Genomic DNA, 25681 nt, shown 5'->3' on the forward strand with positions numbered 1-25681 from the left:
CAGGAAAAAGGCAGGGAGTCAGGCCGGTTTGAGCCAGCTCTCGGTCATGGCGCCCCAGTAGGCAGCACCGGTCAGCAGGATGTCGTCGTTGAAGTCATAGGCGGGGTTGTGGACCATCGGCCGCGAAACACCGTTGCCGATAAACAGGTAGCTGCCAGGGCAGCGCTGGAGCATCCAGGCGAAGTCTTCGCTGCCCATCAACTTGGGCGTATTGGCGTCGACCGCCGCTTCGCCGAGCAAGGCAATGCCGACCTGACGGGCGAACTCGGTTTCTGCGGCATGGTTGACCAGCACCGGATAGGCCGGGCGATGTTCGATCTGCGCGCTACAGCCAAAACTCTCGGCCTGGGTCAGGATGATCGCCTTGACCCGCTCCAGCATCTGCTCGCGCACCGGTGCGTTGAGGGCACGCAGGCTCAGGCGCAACACCGCTTGCTGGGGGATCACGTTGGCCGCTTGCCCCGCTTGCAGGGCGCCGACGGTGACCACCGCCGCTTCCTGGGCATTGATGTTGCGCGCCACCACCGTCTGCAAGGCCATCACCGTACTGGCGGCGGCTACCAGCGGGTCGACGGTCAGGTGCGGCATGGAGCCATGGCCACCGACGCCTTCGAGGGTCACGGTGAGCAGGTCCTGGGAAGCCATCATCGGCCCGGTCCGCAGGCCCAGGTGGCCGGCAGGCAAGCCGGGCATGTTGTGCATGCCGAACAGCGCGTCACAGGGGAAGCGCTCCAGCAAGCCATCGGCGAGCATCGCTTCGGCGCCACCCTGGCCTTCTTCGGCCGGCTGGAAAATCAGGTTGAGGGTGCCGTCGAACTGACGCGTCGCCGCCAGGTAACGCGCGGCGCCCAGCAACATGGTGGTGTGACCGTCGTGACCGCAGGCATGCATGCAGCCGGCGTGTTGGCTGCTGTAGGCGACGCCGGTGTTTTCGATGATCGGCAAGGCGTCCATGTCGGCCCGAATCCCCAAGGTGCGCGAGCTGCTGCCATTGCGCAGCACGCCGACCACGCCGGTGTGGCCGATGCCGGTATGCACTTCATAACCCCAACTGCGCAGGGATTGGGCGACCAGGGCCGAGGTGCGGTTTTCTTCAAACCCCAGTTCGGGGTGGGCGTGGATATCCTGGCGCACGGCGTGCAGGTCGCTGGCGACATCGCTCAGCCAATCCAGGATGTGCTGGTGTGGGCTCATGGTGATTCTCCTCGCAGGCGGGTATTCCCGTTCTTTTTTGTGGCATTGCCACAGATAACCGCGATGGGCGTGCGAGGACAATCAAAGGTGGTTCCACCCTGTGGAACCTCAGGGCAACAGGCGACAGCCCTGGCGTTCGCCCAGCCATTGGGCGCTGTGGGTGCGGCCCAGTCCGCTGGCGGTGACCAGGCGCGAATCCGGATGATCGGCAAAGGCGCTGGTGGGGACATATTGCTTCACGTAGCCCAGGCAATAGTCCGCCGGGTTGCCCGCCACGTAACGGCAGGAGCAATACTCCTTGGCGGTGTAGGCAGCGATGATGTCGGGGAAGGCTTGCAGGTTGACGCGCTCATGCCAGACCCACCCCAGCAAGGCGAGCAACAGCAAGAGAAACAGGCTGATAAACGGACGCCGACGGATCATGGTTGCACCGCCGCGAGCACGCGCTTGAGCAGTTCGTTGTGGCGATAGCTGCCGTCACGGTCATCGCCGTAGCGCACGATCACCAGCTTTGCCTCGGGCAACACATATAACGCCTGGCCCCAATGCCCCAGCGCCGCGAAGGTATCGTCGGGCGCATCTGGCCAGGGCCGTGGGGTGCCTTGTGCCTCGCGGTTGAGCCACCAATGGCCACCCGGCACAGCACTGTCCTGCCCGGCCTGGTATTGCGCTACAGGTTGCCGGTTGAACGCGACCCAGTCCTTGGGCAGCAACTGCCGCTCGCCCCACCGCCCATCCCGTGCCATCAACAAGCCAATCCGCGCCAAGTCGCGGGCGGTCATATAGGCATAGGACGAGGCGACAAAGGTTTCATTGGCGTCACTTTCCCAGGCCGCACTGCGAATACCCAGGGGCGTGAACAACGCGGTCCACGGGTAATCGACATAGGCCTTGTGCCCGAGCATGCCCTTGAGGGCGGCGGACAGCAGGTTGCTGTCACCACTGGAGTAGCGAAACGCCTGGTCCGGCGCGGCGAAGGGGGTGGTATCAGCGGCAAACTGCGCCATATCGGCGCGGCCACGGGTGTAGAGCATGGCCACTACCGAGGATTTCAGCGGTGCGTATTCGTAGTCTTCCTGCCAGTCCAGGCCTGAGGTCCAGTTCAGCAGGTGTGCCAGGGTGATGTTCGGGTGCTGTTTCATCGGCGGATAAAAACGCGCGGCAGGGTCGCTCAGTTTGAAGCGGTTCTCGCCGTAGGCAACGCCCAACACCGTGGCCATCAGGCTTTTGCTGATGGACCAGGTCAAGTGCGGCGTGGTGGCGGTAGTGGGGGCGGCGTAGTGTTCATAAATGACTTCGCCGTCCCGAATCACCAACAGCGCGTCGGTGCGGATGCCTGCGTGGGTGATGTCATTGCGTGCCGGGAACGCATAGTCCTCCAGCGCCTTGACGGCAGGGCCGGCCAATTGCGCGCCCTGGGGCCAATCCTTCGCCGGCCAGGCCTGAGCATGTGCGTTAACAGTGAACAGCAGTAAGGCGACGCACAGCAGGCCTTTGACCATGGGCAAGCACTCGGGGGCATTCAAACCGGCGAGCCTAATGCAGATAAATGACGGTTTGGCGACAAGCCCGCTCCCACACACGCTCATCCCACAGTCAGAGAGGGGGTGGGTTCAGGGCTTTTTCCAGGCGTTTGGCCCGGGCGCTGGCGGCGAGGTCCAGCACGGCCTGGTCGCGCTGCCACATAGCGGCCCACTGCCCAGCAGCCATCGCGTCATTAACCTGCGGCTTCAGCGCCTCGAACTGTGCAAACAAGCCCCCCAGCAACACATGCCCCGCCGCCGAGGCCGTGGGCTGGCGAATGACCTCGGCGCAGCCGGCCAGCAACGCCAATAGCTGCAAACGCAGGGCCTGGGGCCAATCACACTCCTGGCCGATGCCATGCAGCCAGGCGGTCATCGCGCTCAATACATAGGTGTCCTCCAGCGTGCGGAAGGGTTTGACGTAATCGTCCCAACCATCCCCCGGCAAACGCTCGCAGGCGGCATGGTCGAGGTGGACGCGCCCGTGACTGATGTCGGGCATCAACGGGATCGCAGGCAAGGGCTCCACACGTACGCCGGGCTCACCGGCCAGGACCACCGCCAGGCTCAGGCGCGGTTTTTCACCAACGGCCTCGCTGCGCGCGGCGATCAGCAGCCAGTCGGCCGCATCGCCGGCGGTGACGAAGTCCTTGCGCCCACTCAGGCGCAGGTCGTCCAGGCGTGTCTGCATGTCCAGCGGGCGCAGGCTGCGCTGTTCGGTCGCACATAAAGCACCCAGGCTGTGGGGCGCGCTGGGCCATAACGCGCGCAAAGCGGCTTGATAGCCCACCAGAAACGCCAGGCCAGGCGTGGCCATCAGGCGCGCGCCCTGTGTTGCCAGCTCAAAGGGCGCCACCGGCCCCAGACGCTGTAATAAAACGCTGTAGCCCTCGGCCAGGTTGGCGTGGACGGGCAGTCGGTCAGCTCGATCGAGCAAAGCGTGCCAGGGCATGGAAGGCTCCTTGGGGGCTGTCATCTAAGCGTCACCGTAGATTCATGGAGATGACACCGGGGGTACATAGCCTGACTTTGCACAACAAAGTCGACTGGCCGCAACCCTGGCCGGCACCTGGAGACTCGCCATGACTCAGATCGCCCGCATCAGTGACACCGGCAATGAACGCCGTCTGCAAGCCGAACGCCTGATCGGCGCCCAGGCCTTGCAGGAAGCCCAGGCCCTGCGTTTCACCGTTTTCAGTGGCGAGTTCAATGCCAAGCTGAAAGGTGCGGAGCTGGGCCTGGACATGGATGACTATGATGTTCACTGCAGCCACATTGGCGTACGGGACTTGAACACTGGGCGACTGGTTGCCACCACCCGGCTGCTGGATCACCAGGCGGCCAGCACCTTGGGCCGGTTCTATAGCGAAGAAGAGTTCAGCCTGCATGGCCTGCTGCACCTGCAGGGGCCGATCCTGGAGATTGGCCGTACCTGCGTCGACCCGGCCTACCGCAACGGCGGCACCATCGCCGTGTTGTGGGGCGAGTTGGCTGAAGTCCTCAATCAGGGTGGCTACAGCTACCTGATGGGCTGCGCGAGCATCCCGATGCACGACGGTGGCATCCAGGCCCACGCGATCATGCAGCGCCTGCGCGAACGCTATCTGTGCAACGAACACTTGCGTGCCGAGCCGAAAAAACCCCTGCCGTACCTGGACCTGCCGTCCAACGTCATCGCCGAAATGCCGCCGCTGCTCAAGGCTTATATGCGCCTGGGCGCGAAGATCTGCGGCGAGCCATGCTGGGACGAGGACTTCCAGGTGGCCGACGTGTTCATCCTGCTCAAGCGCGACGAGTTGTGCCCGCGTTATGCCCGCCACTTCAAGGCGGCCATGTGATGGGCCGCCTGCGGGTCTACGGGCGGATCGCCCGCGTGCTGCTGGTGGTCGGCCTGGGCTTGAGCATGGCCGGTGTGTTTGGCCTGTTCGAACGCCTGGGCGTGGCCAATTCCATGGTGCGGCGCCAGCGCTGGTCGCGGTTTTTCATGGCGCGCCTTGGCAATGCCCTGCCCTTTCGCGTCACGGTGCACGGTGAACTGCCGCAACAGCCGATGCTGTGGGTCAGCAACCATGTGTCGTGGACCGATATCCCGTTGCTGGGTATGGTCGCGCCGCTGTCCTTCCTGTCCAAGGCCGAAGTGCGCACCTGGCCGGTGGCCGGTTGGCTGGCGGCCAAGGCCGGTAGCCTGTTTATCCGTCGCGGCTCGGGTGACAGCCAATTGATCCGCAAGCAGATGACCCGTCACCTGCTGCAAAAACATCCGCTGCTGATGTTCCCGGAAGGCACCACCACGGATGGCCGCAGCCTGCGTACTTTCCATGGCCGGCTGCTGGCCAGTGCGATAGATGCCGACGTAGCCCTGCAACCGGTGGCTATCCGTTATTTGCGCGCTGGTCAGGTTGACCCGCTGGCGCCGTTTATTGGCGACGATGATTTGCTCTCGCACCTGATGCGCCTGTTTGCCAATGATCAGGGCGATGTGGAGATTCACCTGCTCAAGCCGATTGCCTGCGCCGGGCAGGAGCGTGCGGCGCTGGCGTATCAGGCGCAGCAGGCGGTGCAGAAGGCGTTGTTCGGCGAGGTGGCCCTGCCAGCAGAACCAAGGCAAATAGGAACATTGGCAGCTGCATGAGCCTCCCTGTAGGAGCGAGCTTGGCTCCGGGCGGCGTTCCGACGAAGAACCTGAGAGCGCCGCGATAAACCAGATGTGCTGCGTTATCGTTGACGTTCTTCGTCGGAACGCCGCCCGGAGCCAAGCTCGCTCCTACATAGAGGCAGTGTGTTGGGCGGCAAATACCTGCAACTGGGGGTAGAACACCCGGAAATCCTCGCTCAACGGCTCATACAGCACCCGCAATTCCTGCATCGCCTGGCCCAGTTCCTCGGGTTGGCTCAGGCGCCGGGAAATCCCCCGCAGCACTTGCTCCATCACCGCAAACTCGCGGTAGGAGCCCAGCCAGTCATCAGCCGCCATGTACGGCGCAATCTGCGCCAGGCGCCCCGGCAGCTGCGGTTCGGCCGCCAGTACCTGATAAACCTGGGAAGTAAAGCGCTCCAGCGGTTGATCGGCATACAGCGCCCAATCCCGCGCCAGGCAATGGTCAAAAAACACGTCGAGAACGATCCCCGCGTAACGCCGCCGCGTCAGGCTAAAGCGCGACAACGCCTGCCCGACCCGTGGATGGCTGTCGGTAAATCGGTCGATTGAGCGATGCAGTTGAATGGCCGCCTCGATTTGCGGGCGGTACTGGCCCTGCAGGCGGCCTTTGACGAAATCGCCATAGAGGCTACCCAGCAGTTGTGCAGGAAGTTGGCCGCCGAGGTGCAGATGTGCGAGATAATTCATAGTGCGCAGTCTAGCACTGCCCACATCGTATCGTTATAACCCGATATACCGATTTATCTGGTAACAAGATCAAATTCGTATTGGTATATCGGGATATGACGATTTAAAGTTCGCCTCATCGCGATATAACGTTTTACCCACACCGAGCCCTGCCATGTCCATTGACCTCGACGAAATAATAAAAGCCCTGGCACACCCAGTACGGCGAGACATTCTCAACTGGCTGAAAGACCCGAAAGTGCAGTTCCCCGAGCAAGTCCACAACCACGAGTACGGCATCTGCGCCGGCCAGATCGACCAGCGCTGCGGCCTGTCGCAGTCCACCGTGTCGGCGCACCTGGCCACCCTGCAACGGGCGGGATTGATCAGCAGCCAGAAAGTTGGCCAGTGGCACTTTTTCCGGCGCAATGAAGATGTGATCCACGACGTTATCCAAGCCATCACCCAAGAACTCAGCCCACCGCAGTAAAGGATTCCACAATGCCTCTCTCGCTACTCATACTGGCCTTAAGCGCCTTCGCCATCGGCACCACCGAATTCGTCATCATGGGCCTGTTGCCCGATGTGGCGGCCGACCTCGGTGTGTCGATCCCTGGCGCTGGCTGGCTGGTGACCGGCTACGCCCTGGGCGTGGCCATTGGTGCCCCCTTCATGGCACTGGCCACCGCCAAGCTGCCGCGCAAGGCGGCCCTGGTAGCGTTGATGGGCATTTTCATCATCGGCAACCTGCTCTGCGCCCTGGCCAGTGACTACAACGTGCTGATGTTTGCCCGGGTAGTCACCGCGTTGTGCCACGGTGCGTTCTTCGGGATCGGTTCGGTGGTGGCCGCCAACCTGGTGCCGGCCAACAAGCGCGCCTCGGCGGTGGCTCTGATGTTTACCGGATTGACCCTGGCCAATGTGCTCGGTGTGCCCTTGGGCACCGCACTGGGCCAGGAAGCCGGTTGGCGTTCGACCTTCTGGGCCGTGACGGTGATTGGCGTGATTGCGTTGATCGGCCTGATCCGCTTCCTGCCGGCCAAGCGCGATGAAGAAAAACTCGACATGCGCGCCGAACTGGCGGCCCTCAAGGGTGCCGGGATCTGGTTGTCGTTGAGCATGACCGCACTGTTTGCCGCGTCAATGTTCACCCTCTTCACCTACGTCGCGCCGCTGCTGGGCGATGTCACCGGCATCTCGCCCAAAGGCGTGACCTGGACCCTGCTGCTGATCGGCCTGGGCCTGACCGTGGGCAACATCATCGGCGGCAAGCTGGCGGACAAACGCCTGGCGGCCACCCTGATCGGCGTATTCATCAGCATGGCCGTGGTGTCCACTGCCTTGACCTGGACCAGCGTCGCCATTATCCCCACCGAAATCACCCTGTTCCTCTGGGCCACCGCTTCGTTTGCTGCCGTCCCGGCATTGCAGATCAACGTGGTGACCTTCGGCAAGGCCGCGCCCAACCTGGTGTCGACCCTGAATATCGGCGCTTTCAACATCGGTAATGCCCTGGGCGCCTGGGTCGGCGGCAGCGTGATTGCCCACGGCTTCGGCCTGACCAGCGTGCCGTTGGCGGCTGCGGCCCTGGCGATCCTGGCGCTGGTGGTCACGCTGATCACGTTCCGCCAGAGCGGCGATGCCGACCTGGCCCCGGCCACTAACTAATCACTTAGAACAGACGAGTGTTTGCGATGACGACTATTTTCGATCCGATCAAACTGGGTGATGTGCAGCTGTCGAACCGCATCATCATGGCCCCGCTGACCCGCTGCCGTGCCGACGCCGGCCGCGTGCCCAATGCGCTGATGGCTGAATACTATGTGCAGCGGGCGTCAGCCGGGCTGATCCTCAGCGAAGCCACCTCGGTGACGCCGATGGGCGTGGGTTACCCGGACACACCGGGCATCTGGTCCAACGACCAGGTGCGCGGCTGGGCCAACATCACCAAGGCCGTGCATGGCGCAGGCGGCAAGATTTTCCTGCAACTGTGGCATGTGGGGCGTGTCTCCCACACGTCCTACCTCGATGGCGAGAGCCCGGTGGCACCGAGCGCCATCCAGCCGGCAGGCCATGTCAGCCTGGTGCGTCCGTTGGCCGAATACCCGACCCCACGCGCCCTGGAAACGGCGGAAATCGCCGATATCGTCGACGCCTACCGCGTGGGCGCCGAGAACGCCAAGGCTGCCGGTTTTGACGGCGTGGAAGTGCATGGTGCCAACGGCTACCTGCTCGACCAGTTCCTGCAAAGCAGCACCAACCAGCGCACCGACCAGTACGGCGGTTCCCTGGAAAACCGTGCACGACTGTTGCTGGAAGTGACTGACGCCGCGATCGAAGTCTGGGGCGCCGGTCGTGTCGGTGTGCACTTGTCACCCCGGGCTGACGCCCATGACATGGGCGATGACAACCTGGCAGAAACGTTCACCTACGTGGCCAGCGAACTGGGCAAGCGTGGCATCGCGTTTATCTGCGCACGCGAGAAAGAAGCCGGTGACAGCCTTGGCCCGCAATTGAAAGCCGCGTTCGGTGGACCGTACATCGCCAACGAACGCTTCACCAAGGACAGCGCCAATACCTGGCTGGCCTCGGGCAAGGCCGATGCAGTGGCCTTTGGCGTGCCGTTTATCGCCAACCCGGACTTGCCGGCGCGCCTGAAGGCCGATGCGCCGCTGAATGAAGCCAACCCGCAGACGTTCTACGGTAAAGGCCCGGTCGGTTACATCGACTACCCGACCCTGGCGCTCTGACCCAGCCTCCCTGTAGGAGCGAGCTTGCTCGCGAAGAACGTAAACGATAACGCCGTGCATCTGGTTAATTGCGGCGCTCTCAGGTTCTTCGCGAGCAAGCTCGCTCCTACAGAAAAGCAGAAAAGCAGAAAAGCAAAAGCCCCGGCTCGCGAGAGCCGGGGCTTTTTTATGCGTGCGGTCCTGTGGGAAACATTCCTTCACAGCAATGCAACAATATTGCTACAAAATACTTAGCCGGCTACCTTTCAACCCAGCGCCAGCGCGTATATAAAGTCACCCCACAAATAAGCCGCAAGGACGATTGACCGTCATTGGGCTTTACTGTTGACACAAGCGGGCACAATTACGCATTTTGTATCAATTGCGCAGGCTGGGGCTCAAACGCAGCATGTCCAGCCCTATATCAACCAGACGCTCGGCCTGCTGATACAGCTCAAAGCTGTCAGGCACCAGTAGCCACTGGCCAACAAGCCCGTTGATGTAGGCATGAATGCACACCGCCCCGCGCGCGGTGTCGAGGTTTTCCGGGAGTTGCCCGCGGTGGACTGCATTGCGCAGTGTCAGGCCGATACGCAGGTTGCACTCAAGGCTGTGGGTCTGGCGCTGACGGCGCATGTCGCACATTTCGTCGGTAAATTCGCACTTATGAAACAGGATCTCATTGATGCGCCGAGTTTTCGGGTCCAGGGCCACCTGATGAAAAAGATGGATCAGCAGCTTGCGCATGCAGCCCAGCGGATCTACCTCATCCTCGCTTTCACTGGCCCTGGCCAATTCGTCCAGGGGTTCGTGCAGCGTGTCGAGCAGTGCCTGCAACAGGTCCGATTTGTTGCTGAAGTGCCAATAGATCGCGCCCCGCGTCACACCCGCCCGCGCCGCGATATCCGCCAGCGTAGTGCGCGCAACGCCGCGCTCATAAAAGGCTTGCTCGGCAGCTTCAAGGATCTGGCTACGCGTCTCCTGAGCTTCCTCTTTGGTACGACGAACCATGGCAGTAACACCTCAATCAGGACACGAGCGGTGGTTGATAACCACCATCTGAATAATTATGGGACGACGCCTTCATGGGCATCGAACGTACTAGAATCGAGGCTTACAGCGTTGCTTTGTAAGGAATCCGCGAAGCCTGTCAAGAGTTTACAAACAACCATGAACGTAAGTATATTGCCTAGCAAGCTACTTATCTACTCAATGCCTGTTTTTTACCCTTCCACACTTCTTGTGCGCATTGAGCGCGCCTGACCCGAGGATCTTCATGCAACTTAAGCCAGCTGTTACCGCTCTGGTCACTGCCGTCGCCCTGGCATCGCTGCTCAGCGGATGTAAAAAGGAAGAAGCGGCGCCGCCCGCTCAAACCCCTCAGGTCGGCGTGGTCACTCTTCAACCTCAAGCCTATACCCTGACCTCCGACTTGCCGGGCCGCACCACTGCATTCCGCATCGCGGAAGTACGTCCCCAGGTCAATGGCATCATTCTCAAACGCCTGTTCAAGGAAGGCGGCGACGTCAAGGAAGGCCAGCAGCTCTACCAGATCGACCCGTCGGTCTATGACGCCACCCTGAAAAGCGCCCAGGCCAACCTGCAACAGACCAAGTCGATTGCCGACCGCTACAAGCTGTTGGTCAACGAGCAGGCGGTCAGCCGCCAGGAATACGACACCGCCGTCTCCAACCGCATGACCTCGGAAGCCAACCTGCAGACCGCCCAGATCAACGTGCGCTACACCAAGGTGTTCGCGCCGATCTCCGGGCGTATCGGTCGTTCTTCGGTCACTGAAGGCGCACTGGTCAGCAACGGCCAGACCGACGCCATGGCGGTGATCCAGCAACTGGACCCGATCTACGTCGACGTGACGCAATCCTCCGCCGAGATGCTGAAACTGCGTCGCGACCTGGAAAGCGGCCAACTGCAGAAAGCCGGCGAAAACGCAGCCATGGTCAAGCTGACCCTGGAAGACGGCAGCGAGTACACCCAGCAAGGCCGCCTGGAGTTCTCCGAAGTGTCGGTCGACCAGACCACCGGTTCGGTCACTCTGCGCGCCGTGTTCCCCAACCCTGATCACACCCTGCTGCCAGGCATGTTTGTCCACGCCCAATTGCAGGCCGGTGTGAACAGCAAGGCGATCCTCGCACCTCAGCAAGGCGTGACCCGCGACATCAAGGGCATCCCGACTGCGCTGGTTGTCACCGCCGATAACAAGGTCGAACAGCGCGTGCTGGTCGCCAACCGTACCGCCGGCGCCTACTGGCTGGTGGAAAAGGGTCTGAATGCCGGTGACCGCGTGATCACCGAAGGCTTGCAGTTCATCAAGCCGGGCATTGAGGTCAAAGCGGTTGAGGCCAGCAACGCCAAGCCTGCCGGTACTGCTCCTGCCGCCGCTGGCAAAGGGGAGTAATTCATGTCGAAGTTTTTTATCAACCGCCCCATTTTCGCCTGGGTAATTGCCCTGGTGATCATGCTGGTCGGGGCCTTGTCGATCCTGAAGTTGCCCATCAACCAGTACCCGGCGATCGCACCCACCGCCATTGATATCCAGGTGACCTACCCAGGCGCGTCCGCACAAACCGTGCAGGACACCGTGGTGCAGGTCATCGAGCAACAGCTCAACGGTATCGACAACCTGCGTTATACCGCCTCGGACAGTAACTCCGACGGCAGCATGACCATCACCGCGACGTTCAACCAGGGTACCAACCCGGACATCGCCCAGGTGCAGGTGCAGAACAAGCTGAACCTGGCGACCCCATTGCTGCCGCAAGAAGTGCAGCAACAAGGGATCCGTGTGACCAAGTCGGTGAAGAACTTCCTGATGGTGATCGGCCTGGTGTCCGAAGACGGCACCATGACCAAGGATGACCTGTCCAACTACATCGCCTCCAACATCCAGGACCCGATCTCGCGGACGGCTGGCGTGGGCGACTTCCAGGTCTTCGGTTCCCAGTACGCTATGCGTATCTGGCTGGACCCGGCCAAGTTGAACAACTTCAAAATGACCCCGGTGGATGTCAGCACCGCCGTGCAGGCTCAGAACGTCCAAGTGGCCACTGGCCAACTGGGTGGCCTGCCAGCCCTGCCCGGCACTCAGCTGAACGCCACGATCATCGGCAAGACCCGTCTGCAAACCGCCGAGCAGTTTGAAAATATCCTGCTGCGCGTGAACACCGACGGCTCCCAGGTGCGCCTGGGCGATGTCGCCCGTGTCGAGTTGGGCGGCCAGAACTACAGCATCAGCGCGCAGTTCAACGGCAAGCCGGCTTCCGGCATGGCGATCAAGCTGGCATCGGGCGCCAACGCCCTGGACACTGCCAAGGCGATTCGCGCCACGGTCGCGTCCCTGGAGCCGTTCTTCCCGCCTGGCATGAAAGCCGTGGTTCCGTATGACACCACCCCGGTGGTGACCGAATCGATTTCCGGGGTAGTCGATACCCTCGTCGAGGCGATCATCCTGGTGTTCCTGGTGATGTACCTGTTCTTGCAGAACTTCCGCGCCACCATCATCACCACCATGACCGTACCGGTGGTATTGCTGGGTACGTTCGGCATTCTTGCGGCCTTCGGTTTCACCATCAACACCCTGACCATGTTCGGCATGATCCTGGCCATCGGCTTGCTGGTGGACGATGCGATCGTGGTGGTGGAGAACGTCGAACGGGTGATGGCCGAGGAGCACCTGTCGCCCAAAGAGGCGACGATCAAGTCCATGGACCAGATCCAGGGCGCCCTGGTAGGTATTGCCCTGGTTCTGTCGGCGGTACTGCTGCCAATGGCATTCTTCGGCGGCTCCACGGGGGTGATCTATAAACAGTTCTCCATCACCATTGTGTCAGCGATGGCCCTCTCGGTACTGGTTGCCCTGATCTTCACCCCGGCCTTGTGCGCCACCATGCTCAAGCCGATCGACCCTGAGAAGCACGGCCAACCCAAGCGTGGTTTCTTCGGCTGGTTCAACCGCACCTTCGACCGTGGCGTACTGAGCTACGAGCGCGGCGTGGGCAACATGATCAAGCACAAGGCGCCTTCGTTCCTGGTGTACCTGATCATCTTCGCCGGCATGATCTGGCTGTTCACCCGTATTCCAAGTGCATTCCTGCCCGAGGAAGACCAGGGTGTGATCTTCGCCCAGGTGCAGACGCCGGTCGGTTCTTCGGCAGAACGCACCCAGGTGGTCATCGACGACATGCGCGCGTTCCTGTTGAACGACAAGGAAGGCGAGCCAGGCGAAGGCAAGGCTGTGAAGTCGGTATTTACCGTGAACGGCTTCAACTTCGCCGGTCGTGGCCAAAGCTCGGGCCTGGCGTTCGTCATGCTCAAGCCATGGGATGAGCGCGATGCCTCGACGTCGGTATTCGAGGTGGCCAAGCGCGCCCAGGGTTACTTCTTCCAGACCTTCAAGGACGCCATGGTATTTGCCATCGTGCCGCCTTCGGTACTGGAGCTGGGTAACGCCACCGGCTTCGACGTGTTCCTGCAGGACCAGGGCGGTGTAGGTCACGAAGCGTTGATGAACGCACGTAACCAGTTCCTCGGTATGGCCGCGCAAAGCAAGATCCTGGCTGGCGTTCGTCCCAACGGCGTGAACGACGAGCCGCAGTACGAACTGACCATCGATGACGAGAAGGCCAGTGCCCAGGGCATCAGCCTGTCGAGCATCAACCAGACCCTGGCAATTGCCCTGGGGGGTAGCTACATCAACGACTTCATCGACCGTGGTCGGGTGAAGAAGGTCTATATCCAGGGCGACGCCTCAAGCCGTATGTCCCCTGAAGACCTGAACAAATGGTTCGTGCGCGCCGACGACGGAAAAATGGTGCCACTATCAGCAATTGCCTCTGGTAACTGGATCTACGGCTCGCCGAAACTGTCGCGGTACAACGGTGTACCGGCGATGGAAATCCTCGGTACGCCGGCGCCGGGCTACAGCACCGGTGATGCGATGGCGGAAGTCGAGCGCATCGCCAAGCAACTGCCTGCAGGTGTGGGCTATGCCTGGACCGGCCTGTCATATGAAGAACGCTTGTCCGGCTCCCAGGCACCTGCGCTGTATGCCCTGTCGTTGCTGGTCGTGTTCCTCTGCCTGGCAGCACTGTACGAAAGCTGGTCGATCCCGATTGCGGTGGTACTGGTTGTACCGCTGGGTGTCATCGGGGCATTGATGGCTACCAGCCTGCGAGGTTTGTCCAACGACGTGTTCTTCCAGGTGGGCTTGTTGGTGACCGTGGGCCTGGCCTCGAAGAACGCGATCCTGATCGTGGAGTTCGCCAAAGAACTGCATGAACAGGGCAAGGGCCTCGTCGAGGCGGCCGTGGAGGCCTCCCGCATGCGTCTGCGACCGATCATCATGACGTCCATGGCGTTCATCCTCGGCGTACTGCCGCTGGCGATCTCCTCGGGCGCAGGTTCAGGCAGCCAGCACGCAATCGGTACCGGGGTAATTGGCGGTATGATCACCGCCACCGTCCTGGCGATCTTCTGGGTGCCACTGTTCTTTGTGACCGTGTCTGCCATTGGCAGCCGCAAAAAAACTGACAAGTCCGATACACCGCACACATCTAAAGAGGCTGGCTAATGCGCAAGTCGCTACTTTCCCTGGCAGTCACGGCATTCGTGCTCAGTGGCTGCTCGCTGATTCCTGATTATCAGCAGCCTGAAGCGCCGGTTGCCGCCCAGTTCCCACAGGGGCCGGCGTATTCGGCGGCCCAGGCGCCGAGCCAGGCCGCTGCCGAGCAAGGCTGGAAGCAGTTTTTCCACGACCCGGCCCTGCAACAGCTGATCCAGGTTGCACTGGAGAACAACCGCGACCTGCGTGTCGCGGCGCTGAACATCGACGCCTTTGCCGCGCAGTACCGCATCCAGCGCGCCGACCTGTTCCCGGCCGTCTCGGCCAATGGCAGCGGCAGCCGCCAGCGCACTCCGGCACGGGCTTCGCAAACCGGCGAATCGAACATTTCCAGCTCCTACTCGGCCACCCTCGGGGTCAGCTCGTATGAGCTGGACCTGTTTGGCCGGGTGCGCAGCCTGAGTGAAGAAGCGCTGCAAAAGTACTTCGCGACCGAAGAAGCACGCCGCAGCACGCAGATCAGCCTGGTGGCCAGCGTGGCCAATGCCTACCTGACCTGGCAGGCCGACAAAGAGCTGCTCAAGCTGACCCAGGACACCCTGGCGGCCTACGAGCAGAGCTTCAAGCTCACCTCGCGCAGCAACGAAGTCGGCGTGGCCTCGGCCCTGGACTTGAGCCAGGCGCGGACCTCGGTTGAAAGCGCCCGCGTCCAACTGGCCCGCTACACCCGCCAGGTGGCCCAGGACGAGAACAACCTGACCCTGCTGCTGGGCACCGGCCTGCCGGCGAATCTCGCCACCCAGCCGCTGTCCGATGACCTGTTGAGCGAAGTTCCACCAGGCCTGCCATCTGACCTGCTGCAACGCCGTCCCGACATCCTGCAGGCCGAGTACAACCTCAAGGCTGCCAACGCCAACATCGGCGCGGCACGGGCTGCGTTCTTCCCGAGCATCAGCCTGACAGCCAATGCCGGTACCCTGAGCCCGGACCTCGGTGGTCTGTTCAAGGGTGGTTCGGGCACCTGGTCGTTCGCCCCGCAGATCAACATCCCGATCTTCAACGCCGGTAGCCTGCGCGCAAGCCTGGACTACTCGAAGATCCAGAAAGAGATCAACGTCGCGACCTACGAGAAGTCGATCCAGACGGCATTCCAGGAAGTTTCCGACGGCCTGGCAGCACGTGCGACCTACAACCAACAGTTGCAGGCCCAACGTGATTTCGTCGCGGCCAACCAGGACTACTACCGCCTGGCCGAGCGTCGCTACCGTATCGGGGTCGACAGCAACCTGACCTTCCTCGATGCCCAGCGCCAGTTGTTCAGTGCCCAGCAAACGCTGATCACCGACCGCCTGGCCCAACTGACCAGCGAAGTGACCTTGTACAAGGCCCTTGGCGGCGGTTGGAATGAGCAAACGGCGAAGAATGAACCGCTGAAAGAAGAAGCGCCGAAGCTCAAGTTGTTCTGACCGGCGTAGCGACACAGGAAGCCCACCTTTTGGTGGGCTTTTTCATGGGCATACAGTTCCGTTCGATCACCGCCCAGAACCCGCCCTCCCCCGATTGAACCGCCCCCGCAACGCCCCGCACCATGGCCCGCACCTGCATAACCCCAATAACAACAGGTCCCACGCCATGAGCACTTTTCATCCTTGCCGGCTATTGCTGGCTACCGCTGTTGCCAGCCTTGCCTTGCCAGCCATCGCCCAAGAACACGGCTTTCTCGAAGACGCCAGCGCCAACCTCAACCTGCGCAACTTCTTCATCAACCGCAACTTCACCAACCCGACCAAGGCCCAGGGCGGCGCGCAGGAGTGGACGCAGAGTTTCATTCTCGATGCCAAGTCCGGCTTCACCCAGGGCACCGTCGGTTTTGGCCTGGATGTACTGGGCATGTACTCGCAGAAACTCGATGGCGGCGGCGGTTCCGGCGGCACTCAGTTGCTACCGCTGGACTATGATGGCAAGCCGGCCGACAATTTCGGGCGCCTGGGTGTCGCGTTCAAGGCGCGGCTCTCCAAGACCGAATTGAAAGTCGGGGAATGGATGCCGGTATTGCCGATCCTGCGCTCGGACGACGGCCGCTCCCTGCCGCAAACCTTGCGCGGCGGGCAGATCACCTCCAAAGAGATCGACGGCCTGACCCTGTATGGCGGCCAGTTCCGCGCCAACAGCCCACGTGACGACAGCAGCATGACGGACCTGTCGATGTTCGGTAAAACCGCCTTCACCTCGGATCGCTTCAACTTCCAGGGCGCCGAATATGCGTTCAACGACAAGCGCACCCAAGTCGGTGTATGGAATGCCCAGCTCAAGGACATCTACCGCCAGCAGTACCTCAACCTGATCCACAGCCAGCCGATTGGCGACTGGACCCTGGGCGCCAACCTGGGCTTTTTCTACGGCAAGGACGACGGCAGCGCCCGCGCAGGCAACCTGGACAACAAGACCTGGTCCGGCCTGCTCTCAGCCAAATACGGCGGCCACACCTTCTACGTCGGCCTGCAAAAACTCACCGGCAACAGCGCCTGGATGCGGGTCAACGGCACCAGTGGCGGCACCCTGGCCAACGACAGCTACAACGCCAGCTATGACAACGCCGAGGAAAAATCCTGGCAACTGCGCCACGACTACAACTTCGCCGCGCTAGGCGTACCGGGCCTGACCCTGATGAACCGCTACATCAGCGGCAGCAACGTGCACACTGCCACCGTCAGCAACGGCAAGGAATGGGGTCGGGAAAGCGAAGTGGGCTACACCGTGCAAAGCGGCAGCCTGAAAAACCTGACCCTGCGCTGGCGCAATTCCAGCATGCGCCGGGACTACAGCAACAATGAGTTCGATGAGAATCGATTGATTGTCAGCTATCCATTAACCCTGTTGTAGAACCTGCACGCTGCCTGCCTTGCACGAAGAAATGGGCCGCCCCTTACGGTCCCGCTGTTGCTGACATTGCGCCAAAGAGCAGAAACAAGGCCGTTGCTGAGCAGCAGCCAGGCATACACTTTCAGGCTCAGGAATAGGTCATGCGCAACGGGACACCCATTTCTTCGTTCAGTGTATTTTCAGTCAATGGCTTGGGGTTGCTGGTCGTAGGTTCGGTCGAAGGGTCACCATCAAAATCAAAGGGGCGTCCCGTGTTTTCGAGCCCCATCGCCTGCCGCTCACTGTTGGGGATCATTGCTGAGCGTCCACGAGGGAACTCCAGCGTAAAACCGGGAATAAACGTGCCATTGGCACCGTTCCAGGCGTGAGCCATCTCATGGTAAAGGCTGACAATCGGCGAGTAGGCCACCCCGTTTAACTCAGCTATTTGCGCTCGGTTATAGGCGATGACGGCACGATCTGCACGGGAACCCGCAAGGCCATCCTTCATGAAGCCCCATCTCGGATCGTCACCGATGACAGGCGCCCTTTCGTTGTTAAAGAGCTGCTTGAGCTCCTGGCTACCAAAGAGGTAGTGACTGCCCTCATCTTGGATATCTTCGATGAGCGTGACCGGGGCACCATTGCTTCTCGCCATGGCATCCATGTGCGCGAGCATGGCCTGGCCTTGGGGAGAACTGCGCAATAGCTCCAGGTCATCCTCGACCCGCTGTTTGAACTCGACAGAACCACGCACAGCAAAGGCTTGTGAGCCAACATCCTTAGGCGTCACGGCGCAGAAAACCGAGCCGCGAGAAGGATTGATCAAATCACTGTGCTTGCCATAGACAAGATCTCCCAGGCCATTGCGCCGAATGCTATCGCGGCCCGCGCCCGTATAAAACGTGCTGCGATCGTGCCCCACCATGACGTCATCCCCGGTCCCACCGCTCAAGACCGTATGACCATTACCCGCATACAGATGGTCATCCCCGCTGCCGCCATCCAGATAGCTGCGCTTACTGCCGGCGCCGGCGTACAACCGGTCGCGGCCCGGGCCACCATACATGACGTTGTTACCCGTACCGCCGATGAGTATGTCATCCCCTTCATTACCTTCGACGTAACCATTTGCGCTGCAAAGGTTCAAGGTGTCATTGCCCTTGCCGCCGAACAACCGGGTGCTGCCACCTCCGGCCTGGACTCGGTCATCGCCATCACCGGCTTCGATGCGCACGGCCTGGGTGACATTGGCGTCAATCAGCACCTTGTCATCGCCACCGTTTGTCCGGATCAGTAATTCCATGGCGTTGCCGTGTTTGTCATGGCTGGCGAAGAGGTAATCCCGGCCATTGACCCGAATACTCAATTGACCATCGGCACCCTGGCGTACATGCACATTATCTGCCGCATCAGCGGTTTCCAGGACCAGGCTACTGCCGAGTCGGTATGGGTTGGACACAGGGTCCAACTCCCACGTCAGCCGTGAACTTGCTTTGAGATTGCCATCATTGAAAAACGGCTGGATACGGGTCTCGAAGCGATTGTCTGGATCGTATTTAAGATGAGGTTCAGTCTCGGGTTCATAGGCGCTGGCCTGAAACACTGGTGTCTCGGGCTGAGTCGAGGTATTCCCCGTAAAGGGAGGCAATGTAAAGGGCTGTATCATGGAGTTTCTCCGGGAGAGTGGGTCGTCGATTGCCCCTGTTGGCAGCGCTGTTCCTGACGGTTTTCGCACCCTCGCAGAGGTGTTGTTTCTTTGGTCTCCCGTGTGAAAAGGTTCCTGCCAGGCCCCCCTAACTGCAACGAAGCATTGAGTTCCTCGCCTACGCAAGCCCCGTGCCCATTGAGTCATGGGCTTTTTGCTGTATGTTGCACCGACTCAGCGCCACTGCTCGTATCACGATGGCAAGGACGACATCCCTGGAACCCGGCCTTCATGAAACTCATCACCATCGTCTTATCGAGTTTGCTGACGACCCTGAGCCTCAGCGGTTGCATCAGCGCGCCCATCGCCCTGACCGAGCGCACCGAGCAACGCCTGATCGCACAGGCGCCGATCCGCTTTCTGCTGACCTTTGATGACGGCCCCAGCGCCTCGGGTTATGCCAATCCGAGCCGCTCGGTGATCCAGGACCTGGCCCACAACCCAGTGCAGCCAGGGATCAAAGCGATTTTCTTTTTACAGACCGACGCCTGGCGCGCCGGCGGCAGCCCGCGTGGGCGCAAAACCATGCAACGCGAGCATGCCGCTGGGCACATCCTGGCCTTTCACACCGCCACGCGCTGGCATAGCAATCATCGCCTGCTGAACGATCAGGAGTTGGAGCGCACCCTGAATCTGGGCGCTGCCAGCATTGCCTCGGTCACCGGCGTCGCGCCCAGCCTGGTGCGCCCGCCCTTCTGGAATTACGACAAGCGCACCTTCGCCGCCTATCAGCGCCACGGCATGCACATCTTGTTGACCGACTTGAGCGCCAATGACGGCAAAATCTGGGGGTTCAACGCCAGCCCCCGGCGACGGGCCAACCTGCTGCGGCAGCTGTCACTGGTGCGCGAGCGCATTGCCCTGGGCGAGTTGCCGACCGTAGACGGGGTGATCCCCGTGGTGGTGACCTTTCACGACATCAACCGCTACACCGCCCGGCACCTGCAGGAGTACCTGCAAATCCTGATAGAGAGCGCCCAGGCCAATGGCCTGAAGACGGCGACCGAGCCGTTCTACACCGACCGTGCAGCACTGGAGCGCGGCGCCCTGGCGCGGACGGTAAAAGATGCCAGCGAGAGGGTGTACCTGCCGGGAGTGTGGAGCTGGGTGTGGGACGCCGACGCCCACTGATAGTGATACTTCCCCGTGCTGCCTGGGACGACTAAAGAGCCGGTCGCTGGCGAACCTGCCGATGACACAGACACACCCTATTTCGAACGGCAGGCTGTCGGTCTGCCGACTGATGCCGAGCCGTTCGACTTTAACGATGCCCCCCTCACCCCGCCGACCTCAACCAATCCCGAACCGTTCACAGAGAGCGCTTTGCGTAAAGAAATGGGGCTTGTCCAGCGCAATAGCTATAGCTGACGCTCACCCATGGCCTGCTTTAGAACAGAAGATTAGCTGCGGGACTCGACACCCAGTTCATCCCACACCGACTCCGCCAGGTGAAACGTCGCGTTAGCCGCCGGGATCCCACAGTAGATCGCGCTCTGCATCAGCACTTCCTTGATCTCGGCGCGGCTCACGCCATTACTGGCGGCGGCGCGCAGGTGCAACTTGAGCTCTTCATTGCGGTTCATGCCGATCAGCATGGCGATGGTGATCAGGCTGCGGGTGTGCCGTGGCAAGCCCGGCCGAGTCCAGATATCCCCCCAGGCGTGGCGGGTGATCATTTCCTGGAACTCGCTGTTGAACTCGGTCAAGGCATTGAGGCTGCGGTCGACATGCGCATCGCCCAGCACTTCACGACGCACCTTGAGGCCATCGGCGTAACGTTGTTTTTCGTCCACAAGAGCGTCCTCAGCGAGCCAGCAGGAAAGTCAGTACCCGATCGCTGAACGCAGCACCGGCTTGTACGTTGGACAGGTGCGCTGCGTGGAACTCGGCGTATTCGGCGCCGCTCACCTGTTCCTGGATAAAACGGCTGCCAGACGGCGGCGTTACCGCATCTTCGGTTCCGGCAATCACCAGGGTCGGCACGGTGATCGACGATACTTGCTCACGCAAATCAGCATCGCGCACCGCGCCACAGTTGGCGGCATAACCTGCCGGATCTGTCGCGGCGAGCATGTCGGTAATCCGCTTGGCCTGTTCGGGATGAGCCTGGGCAAAATCAGCCGTGAACCAGCGCGCAATCGACGCATCACGCAATGCCACCATGGCCGCAGGGCCATCGCGCAAGACCATTTCGATGCGAGGGTTCCAGATGTCCGGGGTGCCGATTTTCGCTGCGGTGTTGCACACCACCAGTTTGAGCAAGCGTTCGCCCACATTGATGCCCAGCCACTGGCCAATCAGGCCGCCCATGGACAGGCCGCAGAAATGCGCGCGTTCGATGTTCAGCGCATCCAGCAGCGCCAGCACATCCCGCCCCAGCTGTTCGATGCTGTAGGGGCCTGCGGTGACCAGGGATTTGCCGTGGCCACGGGTGTCCAGGCGCAACACCCGAAAATGTTCGGTGAACGCCGGCATCTGTGTGTCCCACATCCGCAGGTCAGTGCCCAGTGAGTTGGACAACACCAATACCGGTGCACCTTCGGGGCCTTCCAGTTGGTAATTCAGTTCGCCATCGGCGAGTTGTACAGATCCCACAGCAGCCTCCTCAGGCAGAAAATGCAACGTGTTCGGTCACTGCGCGGCTGACCCAGGTTTGGGCCTGCCCCAGGTAGTGGGCCGGGTCGAGCAGACGATCCAGTTCAGCCGCCGACAGCTGAGCCGTGACTTGTGCCTCATCGGCCAGTACGGCGCGCAAATGGCGCTGCTCGGCGACGGCGCGTTTGCAGCATTGCTCCAATAAGTGATGGGCGGTTTCGCGGCCCAGGCGCTGGGCGAGCACGATACTGACGGCTTCGGCCAGCACCAGCCCCTGGGTCAGGTCGAGATTGTTGCCCATGCGTTGCGCGTCGACTTCCAGGCCCTCGCTCACTAGCAACGCCTGATGCAAGGCACCGGACACCAGGCGGCAGATTTCAGGCAAGGTCTCCCACTCGGCATGCCACAGGCCCAGGCTGCGTTCGTGCTCCTGGGGCATGGCGCTGAACATCGTCGACACCAGGCCAGGTACACGGGTGGCAGCACTGATCAGTACAGCGGCGCCCACCGGGTTGCGTTTGTGCGGCATGGTGGAAGAACCGCCCTTGCCCGGTGCCGAGGGTTCGAACACTTCCGCCGCTTCGGTCTGCATCAGCAGGCTGATGTCCCGACCGAGCTTGCCGAGGCTGCCAGCGATCAGGCCAAGAACGCTGGCGAACTCCACCAGACGATCACGCTGGGTGTGCCAGGGTTGTTCCGGCAGCGCCAGTTGCAACTCCGTCGCCAGGGCTTGCGCCACCGGTATTGCCTGTTCGCCCAACGCCGCCAAGGTACCGGACGCCCCGCCGAATTGCAGGACCAGCAGGCGCGGCTTCAACTCCACCAGCCGTTGGCGACTGCGCGTCACCGCCCCCAGCCAACCGGCGATTTTCATCCCCAGGGTCACCGGCGTGGCGTGCTGTAACCAGGTGCGCCCGGCCAATGGCACATCGGCATAGCGCTGCGCCTGGGCGGCGAGCACCGCGCCCAGCCGGGCCAGGTCTGCCTCGATCAACTCCAGCGCCCGCCGCAGTTGCAGCACCAGGCCGGTGTCCATCACATCCTGGCTGGTCGCACCCAGATGCACATAGCGCTCGGCGCCGGCGTCTTCACTGGCAATCAACTTGCCCAGCGCTTTCACCAATGGAATCGCCGAATTACCCGCAGTGGCAATCGCTACACCGAGGGCATCCACGTCGTACAACGAGGCCAGGCACGCCTGGGCAATCGGTGCGACAGCGGCCGTCGGGATCAGCCCAACCCGGGCCTGGGCCCGGGCCAATCCGGCTTCGAAATCCAGCATGCCCTGCAAGCGTCCCTGGTCACAGAACACCTCGGCCATGCTGTCAGCGGTGAAATAAGCGTCGAACAATTGGTTGCTCGTGCGCAGCGTCATAACTCTTCCCTTACAGATCGTGGTGCAAGTACTCAGCCTGTTTCGGCAGGCGCAGGCTGAACAGGAACGCAATAGCCATCATGCCGGTCACGTACCAGTAGAAGGTGTTTTCCAGGCCGATGGACTTCAGGCCCAGTGCCACGTATTCCGCCGAACCACCGAAGATCGCGTTGGCCACCGCATAGGCCAGGCCCACACCGAGGGCGCGCACTTGTGGCGGGAACATTTCCGCTTTCACCAGGCCGCTGATGGAGGTGTAGAAACTGACAATCGCCAGCGCCAGGGTAATCAGCACAAAGGCCAGGAACGGGCTGGTTACGGTTTTCAGGGTCAGCAAGATCGGCACCGTGCACAGGGTGCCGAGGGCGCCGAACCAGAGCATCGAGTTACGCCGGCCGATCTTGTCCGAGAGCATGCCGAACAGCGGTTGCATGCACATGTAGAGGAACAGCGCGCCGGTCATGATGTAGCTGGCGGTCTTGGCGTGCATCCCGGCGGTGTTCACCAGGTACTTCTGCATGTAAGTGGTAAAGGTGTAGAAAATCAGCGAGCCGCCAGCGGTGTAGCCGAGCACGGTGATAAACGCGGCCTTGTGATCGCGAAACAGCGCCCTGATGCTGCCGGCGTCTTTGTTTTCACGCATTTCCTGGCTGGTGGTTTCTTTCAGGGAGCGACGCAGCAGCAGCGAGATCACCGCCGCGACAGCGCCGATCACAAACGGAATGCGCCAGCCCCAGGCCCGTAGCTCTTCTTCGGTGAGCAGTTGTTGCAGGATCACCACCACCGACACCGCCAGCAGTTGCCCGCCGATCAGGGTCACGTACTGGAACGAAGCGAAGAAGCCGCGCTGGCCCTTGAGCGCGACTTCACTCATATAGGTCGCCGTGGTGCCGTACTCGCCACCCACCGACAGCCCCTGGAACAGCCGCGCCATCAGCAGCAGGGCCGGGGCCCAGGCGCCAATGTCTTTATAGGTGGGCAGAAAAGCGATGACCAGGGAGCCGGCGCACATCATCAGCACCGAGATCATCATCGAATTCTTGCGCCCGTGCTTGTCGGCGACCCGGCCAAACAGCCAGCCGCCGATGGGACGCATCAGGAAGCCTGCGGCGAACACGCCAGCGGTGTTGAGCAGTTGCACCGTGGGGTCGTCAGAGGGGAAAAACGCTGGGGCGAAGTAGATGGCACAGAACGCGTAGACGTAGAAGTCGAACCATTCGACCAGGTTGCCGGAAGAGGCCCCGACAATCGCAAAAATCCGTTTGCTGCGCTCTTCTCCGGTGTAGTGACTGGTAGTTGTTGTCATGTTGTTTTCACTCGAGGGGAACGGGTTAGAGTCTAGACATACTTTGCAACAACCTCGTTCCGCAAGCAGACCTTTGGGGGGTGGGTTGCCCCTGTAGGAGCGAGCTTGCTCGCGAAAGACCCAAGGACACCGCGTTTATCCAGGAAACCTGCGTTATCGTTGAAGATTTTCGCGAGCAAGCTCGCTCCTACACGGGGGCATCAGTAATCGAAAAACACCGTTTCTTCATCTGTCCCTTGAAGAATCACATTCCACTGATACACCCCCGACGCATCCGTCTTGGCCACCAATGTATGCCGCCGCTCTGCCGGCACACACGCCAGCAACGGGTCATCGCCATTCGCTGCCTCACCGTCGAAATAAATCCGCGTCAGCAAGTGCTTCACCAAACCACGGGCAAACACCAGCACCACCAGATGCGGCGCCTGGGTCGTGCCCTTGAGGCCCGGCACGCTACCGGGCTTGATGGTGCTGAAGCGAAACCGCCCCTGCGCATCCACCGGCACCCGGCCAAAACCTTCGAAATTGGGGTCCAGGGCTTTGTCCTGGTCATCCTCGGGGTGGTCATATTTGCCGGCGGCGTTGGCCTGCCAGACTTCCAGCATGGCATCGTTGACCACATCGCCATTGCCATCCACCACTTGCCCGGTGATCGCCACGCGCTCGCCGAGGGTGCCCGCATTGGCCAGGTCTTCGCGGTTCAGCCAGGTCAGGCCGATGTGGTAGTACGGCCCGACGGTGTGGGACGTGGTCGCATTAAGGGTCATGTCATTTCTCCATCGGCGTGGCGTCGCGGCCGCGCAGGACGATGTCCCAGCGGTAGCCGAGGGCGTAGTGCGGCACGGTCTTTTCCAGGTCGAAACGGGCGATCAGGCGTTCCTTGGCCGAGGTGTCCGGCACGCAGTTGTAGATCGGGTCATAGGCCAGCAGCGGGTCGCCGGGGAAGTACATCTGGGTCACCAAGCGCGTCAGCACGCTGGGGCCGAACAGCGAGAAGTGGATGTGCGCGGGGCGCCAGGCGTTATGGTGGTTACCCCACGGATAAGCGCCGGGTTTGATGGTCTGGAACTGGTACCAGCCATCGGCATCGGTGACGGTGCGGCCAGTGCCGGTAAAATTCGGGTCCAGGGGCGCGTCGTGCAAATCGCGCTTGTGGTTGTAGCGACCGGCGGCGTTGGCCTGCCAGATCTCGACCAGGATGCCCGGCACCGGCAGGCCGTTTTCGTCCAGGACCCGACCGTGAATGATGATGCGCTCGCCTTGCGGCTCGCCATCGTGCTGGGCGGTCAGGTCGTTGTCTTTCTCGGCAATGCGTTCGGCGCCGATGGTCGGGCCGGTGATTTCCGACAGCGAATGGGGCAGAAACACCAACGGCTTGGACGGCGAACGCAGGTTCGTCGACTGGTAGGCCGGGTGCAGGTAATCAGGCTGAGTACCCGCTTGCGGGCGCCGATATCCGGGCTTGTCACTCATGGAGCAATCCTCT

At 61.5% G+C, this 25681-nt stretch carries 24 protein-coding genes; 11 read left to right on the forward strand and 13 right to left on the reverse strand.

Features of this window, described 5'->3' with window-relative positions; translation table 11 throughout:
- Nucleotides 1–18: 18 nt before the first annotated feature.
- The 4 genes from FJD34_RS13170 to FJD34_RS13185 all read right to left on the reverse strand — a co-directional run bounded on the left by FJD34_RS13170 (nt 19) and on the right by FJD34_RS13185 (nt 3669).
- Nucleotides 19–1194 (reverse strand): M20 aminoacylase family protein, encoded by a 1176-nt coding sequence (locus FJD34_RS13170; protein WP_032858004.1) that lies wholly within the window; start codon nt 1192–1194, stop codon nt 19–21.
- Nucleotides 1195–1302: 108 nt separating this feature from the next.
- On the reverse strand, nt 1303–1617 hold the full coding sequence (locus FJD34_RS13175) for an amidase (RefSeq protein ID WP_090290613.1): 315 nt from the start codon (nt 1615–1617) through the stop codon (nt 1303–1305).
- Nucleotides 1614–2696, reverse strand: a complete 1083-nt coding sequence (locus tag FJD34_RS13180) for a serine hydrolase domain-containing protein (RefSeq protein WP_090290612.1) — start codon at nt 2694–2696, stop codon at nt 1614–1616. Before FJD34_RS13180 ends, FJD34_RS13175 begins: the two co-directional genes overlap by 4 nt.
- Nucleotides 2697–2790: 94 nt before the next feature.
- Entirely contained in the window at nt 2791–3669 is an 879-nt protein-coding gene (locus FJD34_RS13185) for an acyl-CoA dehydrogenase middle domain-containing protein (protein WP_090290611.1), read from the reverse strand.
- A 130-nt stretch (nt 3670–3799) separates the two neighbouring features.
- Between FJD34_RS13185 and olsB the strand changes: the two genes are divergently transcribed.
- Both olsB and FJD34_RS13195 read left to right on the forward strand, forming a co-directional pair.
- Entirely contained in the window at nt 3800–4555 is a 756-nt protein-coding gene (gene olsB, locus FJD34_RS13190) for an L-ornithine N(alpha)-acyltransferase (protein ID WP_032858013.1), read from the forward strand.
- Entirely contained in the window at nt 4555–5349 is a 795-nt protein-coding gene (locus FJD34_RS13195; RefSeq protein WP_032858015.1) for a lysophospholipid acyltransferase family protein, read from the forward strand. The genes olsB and FJD34_RS13195 overlap by 1 nt, the downstream gene beginning before the upstream one ends.
- Before the next feature lie 132 nt (nt 5350–5481).
- Here FJD34_RS13195 and FJD34_RS13200 read toward each other — a convergent pair whose 3' ends face one another.
- Entirely contained in the window at nt 5482–6063 is a 582-nt protein-coding gene (locus tag FJD34_RS13200) for an acyl carrier protein phosphodiesterase (RefSeq protein WP_032858018.1), read from the reverse strand.
- Between the two features lie 154 nt (nt 6064–6217).
- Here FJD34_RS13200 and FJD34_RS13205 point away from each other — a divergent pair, with 154 nt between their 5' ends.
- The 3 genes from FJD34_RS13205 to FJD34_RS13215 are packed head-to-tail and all read left to right on the forward strand — an operon-like array spanning nt 6218 to nt 8792.
- Nucleotides 6218–6532 carry an ArsR/SmtB family transcription factor gene (locus FJD34_RS13205; RefSeq protein WP_032858020.1) on the forward strand — a complete coding sequence of 105 codons (315 nt, stop codon included), beginning with the start codon at nt 6218–6220 and terminating at the stop codon, nt 6530–6532.
- A gap of 11 nt (nt 6533–6543) precedes the next feature.
- Nucleotides 6544–7710, forward strand: coding sequence for an MFS transporter (locus FJD34_RS13210; RefSeq protein ID WP_032858023.1), 1167 nt, complete (start codon nt 6544–6546; stop codon nt 7708–7710).
- A 26-nt stretch (nt 7711–7736) separates the two neighbouring features.
- The gene (locus FJD34_RS13215; protein WP_032858335.1) at nt 7737–8792 is read left to right on the forward strand and encodes an alkene reductase; all 1056 of its coding nucleotides are present in this window, start codon (nt 7737–7739) and stop codon (nt 8790–8792) included.
- Nucleotides 8793–9149: 357 nt separating this feature from the next.
- On the opposite strand, the gene FJD34_RS13225 is transcribed toward FJD34_RS13215, so the two are convergent.
- Entirely contained in the window at nt 9150–9782 is a 633-nt protein-coding gene (locus FJD34_RS13225; RefSeq protein ID WP_032858025.1) for a TetR family transcriptional regulator, read from the reverse strand.
- 265 nt (nt 9783–10047) lie between these two features.
- On the opposite strand from FJD34_RS13225, the gene FJD34_RS13230 reads away from it, so the two are divergent.
- The 4 genes from FJD34_RS13230 to FJD34_RS13250 all read left to right on the forward strand — a co-directional run bounded on the left by FJD34_RS13230 (nt 10048) and on the right by FJD34_RS13250 (nt 17232).
- Entirely contained in the window at nt 10048–11187 is a 1140-nt protein-coding gene (locus FJD34_RS13230; protein ID WP_065943372.1) for an efflux RND transporter periplasmic adaptor subunit, read from the forward strand.
- Nucleotides 11188–11190: 3 nt separating this feature from the next.
- Nucleotides 11191–14358 (forward strand): efflux RND transporter permease subunit, encoded by a 3168-nt coding sequence (locus tag FJD34_RS13235; protein WP_032858028.1) that lies wholly within the window; start codon nt 11191–11193, stop codon nt 14356–14358.
- Nucleotides 14358–15815: an AdeC/AdeK/OprM family multidrug efflux complex outer membrane factor gene (adeC, locus tag FJD34_RS13240; RefSeq protein ID WP_032858031.1), complete on the forward strand. Its 1458-nt coding sequence runs from the start codon at nt 14358–14360 to the stop codon at nt 15813–15815. The genes FJD34_RS13235 and adeC overlap by 1 nt, the downstream gene beginning before the upstream one ends.
- Before the next feature lie 166 nt (nt 15816–15981).
- Nucleotides 15982–17232, forward strand: coding sequence for an OprD family porin (locus tag FJD34_RS13250; RefSeq protein ID WP_090290608.1), 1251 nt, complete (start codon nt 15982–15984; stop codon nt 17230–17232).
- Between the two features lie 127 nt (nt 17233–17359).
- Here FJD34_RS13250 and FJD34_RS13255 read toward each other — a convergent pair whose 3' ends face one another.
- Entirely contained in the window at nt 17360–18880 is a 1521-nt protein-coding gene (locus FJD34_RS13255) for a M91 family zinc metallopeptidase (protein ID WP_090290607.1), read from the reverse strand.
- Nucleotides 18881–19150: 270 nt separating this feature from the next.
- On the opposite strand from FJD34_RS13255, the gene FJD34_RS13260 reads away from it, so the two are divergent.
- Both FJD34_RS13260 and FJD34_RS13265 read left to right on the forward strand, forming a co-directional pair.
- The gene (locus FJD34_RS13260) at nt 19151–20050 is read left to right on the forward strand and encodes a polysaccharide deacetylase family protein (protein WP_090290606.1); all 900 of its coding nucleotides are present in this window, start codon (nt 19151–19153) and stop codon (nt 20048–20050) included.
- Nucleotides 20051–20065: 15 nt separating this feature from the next.
- On the forward strand, nt 20066–20287 hold the full coding sequence (locus tag FJD34_RS13265) for a M91 family zinc metallopeptidase (protein WP_090290605.1): 222 nt from the start codon (nt 20066–20068) through the stop codon (nt 20285–20287).
- 32 nt (nt 20288–20319) lie between these two features.
- On the opposite strand, the gene pcaC is transcribed toward FJD34_RS13265, so the two are convergent.
- The 6 genes from pcaC to pcaH all read right to left on the reverse strand — a co-directional run bounded on the left by pcaC (nt 20320) and on the right by pcaH (nt 25668).
- Entirely contained in the window at nt 20320–20712 is a 393-nt protein-coding gene (pcaC, locus tag FJD34_RS13270) for a 4-carboxymuconolactone decarboxylase (RefSeq protein WP_032858038.1), read from the reverse strand.
- A 10-nt stretch (nt 20713–20722) separates the two neighbouring features.
- Nucleotides 20723–21514, reverse strand: coding sequence for a 3-oxoadipate enol-lactonase (gene pcaD, locus FJD34_RS13275; protein ID WP_090290604.1), 792 nt, complete (start codon nt 21512–21514; stop codon nt 20723–20725).
- A gap of 10 nt (nt 21515–21524) precedes the next feature.
- Nucleotides 21525–22889, reverse strand: coding sequence for a 3-carboxy-cis,cis-muconate cycloisomerase (locus tag FJD34_RS13280; protein WP_090290603.1), 1365 nt, complete (start codon nt 22887–22889; stop codon nt 21525–21527).
- A 10-nt stretch (nt 22890–22899) separates the two neighbouring features.
- Nucleotides 22900–24195 carry an MFS family transporter gene (locus tag FJD34_RS13285; RefSeq protein WP_090290602.1) on the reverse strand — a complete coding sequence of 432 codons (1296 nt, stop codon included), beginning with the start codon at nt 24193–24195 and terminating at the stop codon, nt 22900–22902.
- 200 nt (nt 24196–24395) lie between these two features.
- Nucleotides 24396–24962, reverse strand: a complete 567-nt coding sequence (gene pcaG, locus FJD34_RS13290) for a protocatechuate 3,4-dioxygenase subunit alpha (RefSeq protein WP_032858045.1) — start codon at nt 24960–24962, stop codon at nt 24396–24398.
- Nucleotide 24963: 1 nt separating this feature from the next.
- Nucleotides 24964–25668, reverse strand: coding sequence for a protocatechuate 3,4-dioxygenase subunit beta (gene pcaH, locus FJD34_RS13295; protein ID WP_032858047.1), 705 nt, complete (start codon nt 25666–25668; stop codon nt 24964–24966).
- Between the last annotated feature and the right edge of the window lie 13 nt (nt 25669–25681).

Source organism: Pseudomonas brenneri (assembly GCF_007858285.1).
In the GTDB taxonomy this organism is placed as follows: Bacteria; Pseudomonadota; Gammaproteobacteria; order Pseudomonadales; family Pseudomonadaceae; genus Aquipseudomonas; species Aquipseudomonas brenneri.